This window comes from Staphylococcus sp. HMSC068C09, from assembly GCF_001813735.1.
Taxonomy (GTDB): Bacteria; Bacillota; Bacilli; order Staphylococcales; family Staphylococcaceae; genus Staphylococcus; species Staphylococcus hominis.
Window position 1 is genome coordinate 177,005 of sequence record NZ_KV813764.1, and the last position, 11,311, is coordinate 188,315.

Genomic DNA, 11,311 nt, shown 5'->3' on the forward strand with positions numbered 1-11,311 from the left:
CCGTACCTTAACAGGTACGGTCTTTTTTTATTTTAACCGCCTCGATTTCGATACGGTTATTCTAAAGTGGTCGAATTCGACCAGTTTTATACATAAAAATAGTGTAACAAGCACTACATTAGTCGTTCCATTTATGTTTATGTGGTTAACTAAATCAAAAAGAAATAAAGCAATTGGTAGAGCATCAGTTGTACCAACATTCTTTGGAGTAAATGAACCAATTTTATTTGGTGCACCACTCGTATTAAACCCAGTATTTTTCATACCATTTATTTTTGCACCAATAGCAAACGTATGGATCTTTAAATTCTTTGTTGATGTACTTAAAATGAATAGTTTTAGCATCTTCTTACCATGGACGACACCAGGGCCTCTTGGTATTGTGATGGGTACAGGATTTGCATTTTGGTCATTTGTGTTAGCAATTGTATTAATCGTAGTTGACGTTATGATTTATTATCCATTTTTAAAAGTATATGATGAACAAATTCTTGAAGAAGAACGAGGTAACAAAGAAGTAAATAATGAATTAAAAGAAAAAGTATCCGCAAACTTTGATACGAAAAAAGCAGATGCAATTTTAGCAACTGCTGGTGCAAATGAAGCGACAACAACTGAACCAGCACCTTCCGATGAGGAAGTATCGGCTAAAGAGTCATCAAATTCAATTAACGAACAAACTAACGTTTTAGTCTTATGTGCCGGTGGCGGTACAAGTGGATTACTTGCAAATGCGTTAAACAAAGCTGCTGAAGAATATCAGGTACCTGTAAAAGCGGCAGCTGGTGGTTATGGTGCACATATGGATATTATGAAAGACTATCAATTAATTATTTTAGCGCCTCAAGTTGCTTCTAACTATGAAGATATAAAACAAGATACAGATCGATTAGGTATTAAATTAGCAAAAACTCAAGGTGTTGAATACATTAACTTAACTCGTGATGGCAAAGCAGCATTAGACTTCGTTCAACAACAATTTGAAAAATAATTAGGAGATGAAAGTATAATGAAAAAATTACCAGAAGATTTTATTTTCGGTGGTGCAACAGCAGCTTATCAAGCAGAAGGTGCGACTCAAACTGACGGAAAAGGTCGTGTAGCCTGGGACACTTATCTAGAAGAAAATTATTGGTATACAGCTGAACCTGCAAGTGACTTTTATCATAAATATCCAGTTGATTTAGAATTAAGTGAGAAATTTGGTGTTAATGGTATCCGTATATCTATCGCATGGTCAAGAATTTTTCCAACAGGTTATGGAGAAGTTAATCAAAAAGGTGTAGAATTCTATCACAAATTATTTAAAGAATGTCATAAACGTCACGTTGAACCGTTTGTTACATTACATCATTTTGATACCCCAGAAACACTTCACAGTGATGGAGATTTCTTAAACCGTAAAACGATTGATTATTTTGTAGACTATGCAAAATTCTGCTTTGAAGAATTTACTGAAGTCAACTATTGGACTACTTTTAATGAAATTGGTCCTATTGGTGATGGCCAGTATTTAGTAGGTAAATTCCCACCAGGTATTAAATATGATTTTGCAAAAGTATTCCAATCTCATCATAATATGATGGTCGCACATGCGAAAGCGGTTAAATTATTTAAAGACAATGGATATAATGGGGAAATTGGAGTCGTTCATGCATTACCAACTAAGTATCCATACGATCCTTCAAATCCGGAAGATGTAAGAGCAGCAGAACTTGAAGATATTATTCATAACAAATTTATCTTAGATGCAACGTATTTAGGAAAATATTCTCGTGAAACTATGGAAGGTGTACAACATATTCTTTCTGTCAATGGCGGTAAATTAGATATTACCGATGAAGACTATGCTACATTAGATGCTGCAAAAGATTTAAATGACTTCCTAGGTATCAATTACTATATGAGTGATTGGATGAGAGGATATGAAGGAGAATCAGAAATTACACACAATGCTACTGGAGATAAAGGTGGCTCTAAGTATCAACTTAAAGGTGTAGGACAACGTGAATTTGACATAGATGTTCCTCGTACTGATTGGGATTGGATGATTTATCCACAAGGTCTTTATGATCAAATTATGCGTGTTATAAAAGATTATCCTAACTATCATAAAATTTATGTTACTGAAAATGGGCTTGGGTATAAAGATGAATTCGACGAAGAACGTAAGACAGTTGATGATGATGCACGTATCGACTATGTTAAAAAACATCTTGAAGTCATTGCTGATGCGATACGTGATGGTGCCAATGTAAAGGGCTATTTCTTATGGTCACTTATGGATGTGTTCTCATGGTCTAATGGTTATGAAAAACGTTATGGTCTATTCTACGTTGATTTTGACACACAAGAACGTTATCCGAAAAAAAGTGCATATTGGTATAAAGCATTAGCTGAATCTAAAGAAATTAAGTAATTTTATAAATTTGACAGGACAGAAATTTTCATTTCTGTCCTGTTTCTTATTTTATTGAGATGAGATACTAGTATTAAAAAATAAGGAGTATAATTTTGTCGTATATTCTATGGGGAATTTATCTTTCACGTATTTTATGAAAAGTGATGGTAATCATCCACCATTTCCGACACTAAATAAAAAAGAAGTCAATATGGCTAGAACATATAATGGCGTTCTTAATTTAAATGAAAAGGTGAATGAAATTCAAGTTGATCAAAATGGCAAACCAAACAAAATGAGTGAAGATGATAAAAAGTGACTTGGATTAAAGAATATTTATAAAGGTAAACAAATAGAAGATTTAAATATTTATGAAGATAATCAAAATGGTATGCATTTTGACGTTAAAGTATCTAATAGCTCACCTCGGCCTTTAAAATCTCTGTTAGAAGCAAGTCCAAAAACGTATAAAAAATCTTAATATACAGAATCGGCGACTCAACATAGCCAACTTCATGAAAATAAAGATGTTGCAAATGAAAACATTAAAGTTTATGAAACAAATAAAAATTAGGAGCGTTCATAATACTGACTCTCCTAATTATCTAGACAAGCCTGAGCTATAAGTTCAATTAATTTAGTACGATGAGTATGTCCGTATACATTAGGAAGAATCATGATTTCATCGACTTCAAATTCGTTTTGTAATTGTATTAACTGCTGAGCTACTTCATGTGGTAAGCCACTAATCATTCGACGTTTATTTTTTTCTATTTTTTCTCGATCTCTTTCAGAATAATGGCGTTGCTGTGCTGTTTCAATAGAAGGATATACTTTAGGTTGTTTAAGATAATTAATACGTATTAACCACAAATTTAATGTATCTACTAATTGCTTAATCGTTAATTCATTTTCTGCCGTAACGACAAAAGTAGCTAAAATAATATAGGGTGAATGCGAATGACCATGATACTCTGTAAAACGCGATTTATAATGTTGAATGACATGTGTTAAATTTGCGTGCGATTGACCCATATGAGCAATCACAAAAGGTAAGCCTTTTTTTGCGGCAAGTTCAGCACTTTGTTCACTCATTCCTAAAATAAACATCTCAGGTGAATGCTCTGTGTATGGAGTGGCTTCTAAAGTTTTGAAACGATGTGAATGAATAGTGTCATTCGTAAAGTATTTGTTCAAATCATCTATTTGTTGAGATAGTTTGGGTTTTTGAGTTTTAAATTCATTTAGCGCTTCGTTTACATTTTTGAAGCTAGGAGATCGCCCAATTCCCATATCAATTCGGCCAGGATGTTTGACTTCCATAATTTTAAATTGTTCTGCAACTTTGTAAGCACTATAATGGGGGAGCATCACACCGCCACTTCCAATATGAATAGAGTGTGTATGTTCAAGTAACATAGCCATTACGATTTCAGGAGCGCTTGATACAACAGAAGGAACTTGATGATGTTCTGCTACCCAATAACGTGCATAACCAAGTTTCTCTGATAGTTGAGCAAGTTCAATTGAATGATTTAAAGCTTCTTGTGGTGTATCACCTTCGAAGAGTGGTACATAGTCTAAGATACTTAATTTCAAGTTTAAGACCTCACTTTGCTTGGTATAATAAAGTATTAAGTGTTATCATACTAGACATTATAAAGTGAAAGCAGTTGAATTGCGATAAAATTGTTTGTGATATGACACTGTTTTTGAATACTGAAAGGAGTCTTTTATAATGAATAATGAGCAAGTTTTATTAGCAAAATATCCTAAAGGTATGCCCCAAGATGATACATTTAAATATGAAAATATTGACATAGTTGATCCGAAAGAAAATGAAATTCAAATTGAATCTTTATATATATCTGTCGATCCATATATGCGTGGAAGAATGACTCAAGCCGATTCTTATGTGGAGCCTTTTAAAATTGGCGAACCTATTCAAAGTCACATTGTAGGCAAAATTATTAAATCAAATTCTGAAAAATTTAATGAAGATGACATTATTGTAGGTATGTTGCCATGGAAGCGTATTAATACAGTAAATGAAGAGAAAATAAGTAAAATATCTAATACAGATGTACCACTTTATTTATATTTAAGTACGTTAGGTATGACAGGTCAAACAGCTTATCATGGTTTATTAGAGATTGGTCAACCAAAAGAAGGCGACACTGTAGTAGTTTCAGCAGCTTCTGGTGCAGTAGGTGCTGTGGTTGGTCAAATTGCTAAAATCAAAGGTGCTACAGTAGTAGGTATAGCTGGTGGAGATAAAAAAGTGAATTATCTAACAGAAGAATTGGGTTTTGATGCAGGCATTGATTATAAAAAGGATGATTTTGCAGAAGCATTAGCAAAAGCCGTACCGAATGGCGTAGATGTTTATTTTGAAAATGTAGGTGGCACAATAGCCGATGAAGTTATGAAACATCTCAACCGTCATGCACGTATTCCTGTTTGCGGTACGATTTCTAATTATAATAATACTGAACAAGAAAAAGGTCCACGTGTACAAAGCACATTAATTAAACATCAAGCACTGATGCGTGGTTTCTTGGTAGCGGAATTTTCCGATGACTTTGAACATGCAAGTAAAGAACTGGCAACGTGGATACAAGAAGGAAAAATTAAAACAAAAGTATCTATAGAAGAAGGATTTGAATATTTACCAAAAGCGTTCAGAAACTTATTTACAGGTGAAAACTTTGGCAAACAGATCGTTAAAGTGTCAGAGAATGTATAATTTAAAATTCAGTAAAAGGTAGGTATATACTTATGAAAGCTATAGGATTTAAACAACCATTTAAATTAGAAGAAGGAAATGTATTTGAACCATTTGAATTAGATATGCCCCAGCCATCTTCTAGAGAGTTGCTTGTTAAAATACAAAGTATAAGTGTAAATCCGGTTGATACAAAACAACGCCTTACTGAAGTTAAAAATTCTCCGAGAATTTTAGGTTTTGATGCAGTAGGAACGGTTCAAAAAACTGGAATAGAGGTTACAATGTTTAAGGAAGGCGATATTGTATTTTATTCTGGTGCGCCTAATCAACATGGTTCAAATCAGGAATATCAACTTATTGATGAACGATTAGTCGCAAAAGCACCTAAAAATCTTTCGGCAGAACAAGCTGCTAGTCTTCCGTTAACTGGTATTACAGCGTCAGAAACTTTATTTGATGTGTTTAAAATTTCAGAGAATCCAAATCAAAATAAAGGGAAAACATTACTTATTATCAATGGCGCAGGTGGTGTTGGAAGCATTACGACTCAAATTGCTAAGGCATATGGTCTAAAAGTCATTACAACTGCGTCACGTCAAGAAACAATCGATTGGTCAAAAAAGATGGGTGCAGATATCGTACTCAATCATAAAGAAGATTTAAAATCTCAATTAGAACAACAGCACATTGAAGCGGTAGATTTCGTATTTTGCACGTTTGATACAGACATGTATTATGAAACAATGATAGATATAGTGAAACCAAGAGGACATGTTGCTACGATTGTAGCTTTTAAAGGATCACAAGATTTAAATTTATTAAAAACAAAAAGTGTTTCCTTTACACATGAATTTATGTTTACAAGACCTATTTTTCAAACAGAAGACATGATTAAACATCATTATTATTTAGAGGATATTGCTAAAAAAATTGAGAATGGTACGTATCAAAATACAACGACAAAAGTCATCAATGGCTTAACAGCAGAACATTTATATGAAGCACATCAAATATTAGAATCCAATTCCATGATAGGAAAACTTGTTATAAATGTAGAAGAATAGAGAATGATTTAACACCTCTTAGTGTCTATAAATAAGACATTAAGAGGCGTTTTTATTATTTTATAATATATCAATTTGATTAATTATAAAAATTCCAATATATCGTTAGATATAACATGAATAGGGTATAGAATTTCTAACTATCAGAAAGGAGAATAATATAATGCGAAAAAAATCTATAAGCATTGTATTTTGGATTGCATTAGCTATCTGTACATTATTTGTAGTGTATGGAGCGATATTACCTAAGCAATTAGAAGCAATCACGCAAAATATTACATCGTTTATTGCAGTTAATTTTTCTTGGTATTATCTTTTACTAGTTTTAATTATATTTTTTATTTGCGTATACTTATTATTTTCAAGATATGCATCCATTACGTTAGGTGTGGAAGGAGAAGAGCCAGAATTTTCATTACTTTCTTGGTTTGCTATGTTGTTCAGTGCAGGAATGGGAATAGAATTAGTGTTTTGGACTACAGCTGAGCCAGTTAGTCATGCCTATAAAGCAACGCCTATACATAAAATTGGTACACAAGCAGCAATTAATGATGCGTTCCAGTTTGCTTTCTTCCATTGGGGAATTCATGCGTGGGCAGTGTATAGCATTGTTGCATTAGTTTTTGCTTATTTTAATTTTCATAAAGGGTATCCAGGTTTAGTAAGCGCAACGCTTGTTCCAATTTTTGGAGAAAAAAGAATGAGAGGACCAATCGGAAGTGCTATAGATGTTTTAGCTGTTATTGCAACGGTTACAGGTGTAGCAGCTACCTTAGGTTTTGGTGCTTTACAAATTAATGAAGGTCTTCACTACTTGTTTAAAGTACCGAGTCATTTCGGCACACAAGTCATCATTATTATTATTGCAACTATTTTATTTAGTTGGTCTGCATGGTCCGGAATTGATAAGGGAATAAAAACTTTAAGTAATATTAATATGATTTTAGCTTTTATTGTATTAATAGGATTATTTCTAGTAGGACCTACTTTATATATTTTAAATACATTTACTAACGGATTAGGAAATTATATTTTTAATTTCTTTAGTATGAGTTTGCGTATTCCAATGGATGGTGGCGCAAAATTTCAATGGGTACAAAATTGGACTATATTTTACTGGGCATGGTGGGTGTCTTGGGCACCATTTGTAGGAATATTCATTGCACGTGTATCACGTGGTAGAACAATTAAAGAATTTATTTTAGGAGTGTTATTTGCTCCAGCTCTTGTATCTTTCTTTTTCTTTGCAGTGTTCGGAGGAGCAGCAGTGTATCTTCAGCATAGTGGAATTGCTAATATTGCTAAAGAAGCAGCAGAAACTGCAACATTTGCCACTTTAGAGCATTTTCCATTGGGATTTGTATTAAGTATTGTTACTTTAATCGTTGTTATGATTTTCTTTGTAACTTCTGCAGATTCGGCTACTTATGTACTTGGAATGTTAAGTAGTAAAGGAGATATTAATCCTAACTCTTTCGTTAAAGTAAGTTGGGGTATTATTATGGCCTTATTTGCGATGATAATGATTTACACCGGAGGAACACAAGCAATTCAGAACTTATTAATTATTGCAGCACTCCCATTTTCCGTAGTTATTATTCTTATGATATGGTCTTTATTTAAAACGTTGAGTTCAGATCATCCGCGGGTATCAAAGAAAGATGTTTTAATGAAAAAAGATAATTTAAAATACAAAAAAACGAATAATATAAAAAAACGAAAATAATTATGAAAAACAGGTTTTTATTGTGTTAAATTTGGGAATATTTAATCTAGAAGGTAAACTTTAATAAATTTAAAAAAATTAAATAAAAAATTTTAATGTTAACGTTTTAAAAAATTTTTAAAGGGTACTTAAATTTTATAATTAAATAATTTCAACAATGACTAAGGAGGTGTGTTTAGAGGTGCATAGATTTAAAAACTTTATCCTTGGCCTATTAATAGTTGCGATTGTTGGTTTCTTATTGTTTATGTACATAGATGATAGTCGTATTAAGCGTTATCAAGACTATTTCTTACAATTCAATTGGTTCCAACCACTATTAATTGGTTTATCTGCTTTACTCGTATTAATTGGTATTATATTGGTATTTAGCATCTTTAAACCAACATATAGAAAACCAGGTCTTTATAAAGATTATAATGATGGACATATTTATGTATCACGTAAAGCAGTCGAAAAGTCTGCATACGATACATTAACTAAATACGATGAAATCAGACAACCAAACGTGGTTACTAAACTTTACAATAAGAAAAACAATTCTTACATTGATATTAAAGCTGATTTCTTAGTACCTAATGATGTGCAAGTAAAATCATTAACTGAAAGCATTAGATCTGACATTAAACATAATGTTGAGCATTTTACTGAAATGCCTGTTAGAAAATTAGAAATTAATGTTAGAGATCAAAAATCTGCCGGACAACGCGTACTATAAGGGAGGGATAACATGGCTGATAATAATCAAAATAGTCAAGATTCTACTCAACAAATTATCGACTTCCTAAAGTCGTATAAATGGCGAATTATAGGTTTCTTTGCATTCTTAATTATTGCAATCTTATTCCTGACTTTAGGGTTCTGGAAAACAATTTTAATTATTGTTTTATGTTTAATCGGAATTGGCGTTGGGTATATGAAAGACCGTACACAAGATTTCATGAACTTCTTAAATCGATGGAGTTAACATTCATTATTTAAGAATTCATATAAATTAAAAAATTAAGTATTAAAAATTAAATTTTATTTAAAAAGGAGAATTCACATGGCTGTAGATAATAACAAAGCTAAACAAGCGTATAATAACCAAACTGGAGTAAATGAAAAAGAAAGAGAAGAACGTCAAGAACAAGCACAACAATACAGAGAAGAACGTCAAAATAATCAACAACATTTTGAAAATAAATTAACGTTCTCTGATGAAGTTATCGAAAAAATTGCTGGTATCGCTGCTCGTGAAGTAAGAGGTATCTTAGATATGAAAGGCGGATTCACTGACAGTATTTCTAGCGCATTCTCAAGCGGTAACAACGTAACACAAGGTGTTTCTGTTGAAGTTGGTGAAAAACAAGCGGCTGTAGACTTAAAAGTCATCTTAGAATATGGTGAATCAGCTCCAAAAATCTTCCGTAAAGTAACTGACTTAGTTAAAGAACAAGTTAAATACATTACTGGTTTAGATGTTGTTGAAGTTAACATGCAAGTTGACGACGTAATGACTAAAAAAGAATGGGCACAAAAAAACCAAAAAAATAACAACAACAATAACAATAATAACAACAATAATAATTTCGAAAGATCAGATTTACAATAAGTTTATTGAAAAAAGACCTTGGAATGTTCCAAGGTCTTTTTATGGTTAATATCATTTTTTAACAAGAGACGGAATAACATTCAAATTGAATGTTATTCCGCTTCTTAATTTTAATGTAGTGGATTATTAACTTTAATATAAGTGTAATGATGTGCTTCATCTTCTAAACGCATAGTGGTTACACACTTATAATCAATTGTTGCAGCAAATAAAGTATGAGTAATCTTTTGCATACGTCCTGTATCAACGTCAGTCAACTTAGCTAATATATCTTGAATAATATGACTGATATGATGCCACATTATTTTTTCAAAATCCATATTTTCTACTTTTTCAGTAATTGTTAATATTAATTCAGCTAGATGATTTTGAACAGTTGAATAGAATACTTTATTAAAAACAGATGTAGTAGATTGAGTAAGAATTCTAGATTTCTTATGGAAATGTGATGTTTTATACCCCATTTGGTTTAATTGAGTTTCATCAATACGTAATCCTTCGAAATCTCGAATATAGATTTTACTTAAACAACCATCTTGATTAAATGTAGCAATAGAATTTTGTAAATGTGCCTCTAGTGCGATTCCATATTTTACATATAGTGGAATAACTAGTCCTAATAATTGAGTCGCATAATCTTGAATCCATGCATAAGCCGCTTTTTCAAATGTCTTAAATTGATGTGTATGTTGATATCGTTTTATTAAGCTTTCAATCGGCGGTTCAGTATTGTTTGGATAATAAGCAACAAGACTAGACGGTATGACAGGTATTGTATCTTCTTCGATTAATGTATAAATATTTTCTCTAAATAATGTTCCTAGTTGTTCACTACGTTCAGTCTGGATTGTTGAATGATCTTTAGAATTATAAAAATGAATGCCAGCAATTTCATCTAAGGTTTCTATGCGATAAGGTTGAAAATCAGGGTCGTTTTTTAAAATATCATTCACAATTTTAGTAACTAAAGGTCCATTATGCGTTGTTTGTTCAGAAAGCGTCCGTATTTCCCCAGTAATATGAACATTTGTAGAAAGTTTAATATGCGGGAATAGTTTAGGATATTTTGGCATTAATGTTCTGAATGATAAGCCAGCATAATAAGGTAAGGTCATATCAATAGGAATAATAAGTTGTTCATCTAGTTCTTGTTGATATTGACTAAGTAAAATATGTTCGAATTGCCAAGGATGGACAACCATTAAATGATAATCTTCAATTCTTATATCATTATATTTATTTAAAAGGTGAGTAAATAATTTATGAAAAGATTGTTGAAGCATATCATTATAGGTTGAAGATAAGGATTGAACATTTGCTATACTATTATGTATGAATACACATTTTAACTGGATTTCTTGACCGTATTCTGAACTATAATGAATATTCTCTTTAGCACTCATCCCTTTACGAAGCTTTGCGCCTGGATGAAGGGGATGACCTTCTATAACTGATTGTTCCGAACGTAAATAACTATCGTCACTTTTTGCAATCAATTCCCATAAGGACTCGTAGTTTGAATGCATATGTTTAGCTTGATAACTTAGTGCCAGAATCATATTAGCAGCACTATTATTTAAATCTTCTCTAAACTGTTCACTAGCAGCGTTATCAAGTTTTGGCTCTTCAGCTAAAATTAAATCTAGAATATCATTTGGATGTTGGATTCTTTCATATTCATGATTATGATGTTTTAAGATATAAAAAGGACCTTCCACATCTACCCGGTCGAAGGCATATCTCCCTTTTATTTGACTGTAAATATCGATATTTGATTTTGGAAAATGAATACATAATA

Annotated in this window: 9 protein-coding genes and 2 pseudogenes; 9 read left to right on the top strand and 2 right to left on the bottom strand. The window is 32.0% G+C overall.

Annotated features, from left to right (window positions below; genetic code table 11):
- Positions 1-106 precede the first annotated feature (106 nt).
- From HMPREF2930_RS08520 to HMPREF2930_RS11570, 3 genes and pseudogenes are all read left to right on the top strand, one after another.
- Positions 107-991, top strand: a pseudogene (locus HMPREF2930_RS08520) (PTS lactose transporter subunit IIBC); the annotation flags it as partial.
- A gap of 15 nt (positions 992-1,006) precedes the next feature.
- A complete protein-coding gene (lacG, locus tag HMPREF2930_RS08525; RefSeq protein WP_029376784.1) occupies positions 1,007-2,419 on the top strand; it encodes a 6-phospho-beta-galactosidase in 1,413 nt (470 codons plus the stop codon).
- A 64-nt stretch (positions 2,420-2,483) separates the two neighbouring features.
- Positions 2,484-2,882 (top strand): annotated as a pseudogene (locus HMPREF2930_RS11570) (alpha/beta hydrolase).
- Between the two features lie 116 nt (positions 2,883-2,998).
- Here HMPREF2930_RS11570 and HMPREF2930_RS08535 read toward each other — a convergent pair.
- The gene (locus HMPREF2930_RS08535; protein WP_017175380.1) at positions 2,999-4,000 is read right to left on the bottom strand and encodes an LLM class flavin-dependent oxidoreductase; all 1,002 of its coding nucleotides are present in this window, start codon (positions 3,998-4,000) and stop codon (positions 2,999-3,001) included.
- Between the two features lie 139 nt (positions 4,001-4,139).
- Between HMPREF2930_RS08535 and HMPREF2930_RS08540 the strand changes: the two genes are divergently transcribed.
- The 6 genes from HMPREF2930_RS08540 to HMPREF2930_RS08565 all read left to right on the top strand — a co-directional run bounded on the left by HMPREF2930_RS08540 (position 4,140) and on the right by HMPREF2930_RS08565 (position 9,513).
- On the top strand, positions 4,140-5,147 hold the full coding sequence (locus HMPREF2930_RS08540) for an NADP-dependent oxidoreductase (protein WP_017175379.1): 1,008 nt from the start codon (positions 4,140-4,142) through the stop codon (positions 5,145-5,147).
- A gap of 32 nt (positions 5,148-5,179) precedes the next feature.
- Entirely contained in the window at positions 5,180-6,193 is a 1,014-nt protein-coding gene (locus HMPREF2930_RS08545; RefSeq protein ID WP_017175378.1) for a zinc-binding alcohol dehydrogenase family protein, read from the top strand.
- Positions 6,194-6,356: 163 nt separating this feature from the next.
- Positions 6,357-7,919 (top strand): BCCT family transporter, encoded by a 1,563-nt coding sequence (locus HMPREF2930_RS08550; protein ID WP_070597369.1) that lies wholly within the window; start codon positions 6,357-6,359, stop codon positions 7,917-7,919.
- A gap of 181 nt (positions 7,920-8,100) precedes the next feature.
- Positions 8,101-8,637, top strand: coding sequence for an alkaline shock response membrane anchor protein AmaP (gene amaP, locus HMPREF2930_RS08555; protein WP_002448415.1), 537 nt, complete (start codon positions 8,101-8,103; stop codon positions 8,635-8,637).
- 12 nt (positions 8,638-8,649) lie between these two features.
- A complete protein-coding gene (locus HMPREF2930_RS08560) occupies positions 8,650-8,886 on the top strand; it encodes a DUF2273 domain-containing protein (RefSeq protein ID WP_002448488.1) in 237 nt (78 codons plus the stop codon).
- A 78-nt stretch (positions 8,887-8,964) separates the two neighbouring features.
- Complete coding sequence (locus HMPREF2930_RS08565) at positions 8,965-9,513, top strand: Asp23/Gls24 family envelope stress response protein (RefSeq protein ID WP_002448598.1); 549 nt, start codon at positions 8,965-8,967, stop codon at positions 9,511-9,513.
- Positions 9,514-9,623: 110 nt separating this feature from the next.
- On the opposite strand, the gene HMPREF2930_RS08570 is transcribed toward HMPREF2930_RS08565, so the two are convergent.
- A partial coding sequence (locus HMPREF2930_RS08570; protein WP_070597371.1) for an IucA/IucC family protein occupies positions 9,624-11,311 on the bottom strand: 1,688 nt, incomplete at its 5' end.

What these genes read in the sequence shown, in the direction of transcription:
- HMPREF2930_RS08540 (WP_017175379.1), top strand. Translation starts at nt 4,140, where the DNA reads ATGAATAATGAGCAAGTTTTATTAGCAAAATATCCTAAAGGTATGCCC.
- HMPREF2930_RS08545 (WP_017175378.1), top strand. Translation starts at nt 5,180, where the DNA reads ATGAAAGCTATAGGATTTAAACAACCATTTAAATTAGAAGAAGGAAAT.
- HMPREF2930_RS08550 (WP_070597369.1), top strand. Translation starts at nt 6,357, where the DNA reads ATGCGAAAAAAATCTATAAGCATTGTATTTTGGATTGCATTAGCTATC.
- HMPREF2930_RS08560 (WP_002448488.1), top strand. Translation starts at nt 8,650, where the DNA reads ATGGCTGATAATAATCAAAATAGTCAAGATTCTACTCAACAAATTATC.
- HMPREF2930_RS08565 (WP_002448598.1), top strand. Translation starts at nt 8,965, where the DNA reads ATGGCTGTAGATAATAACAAAGCTAAACAAGCGTATAATAACCAAACT.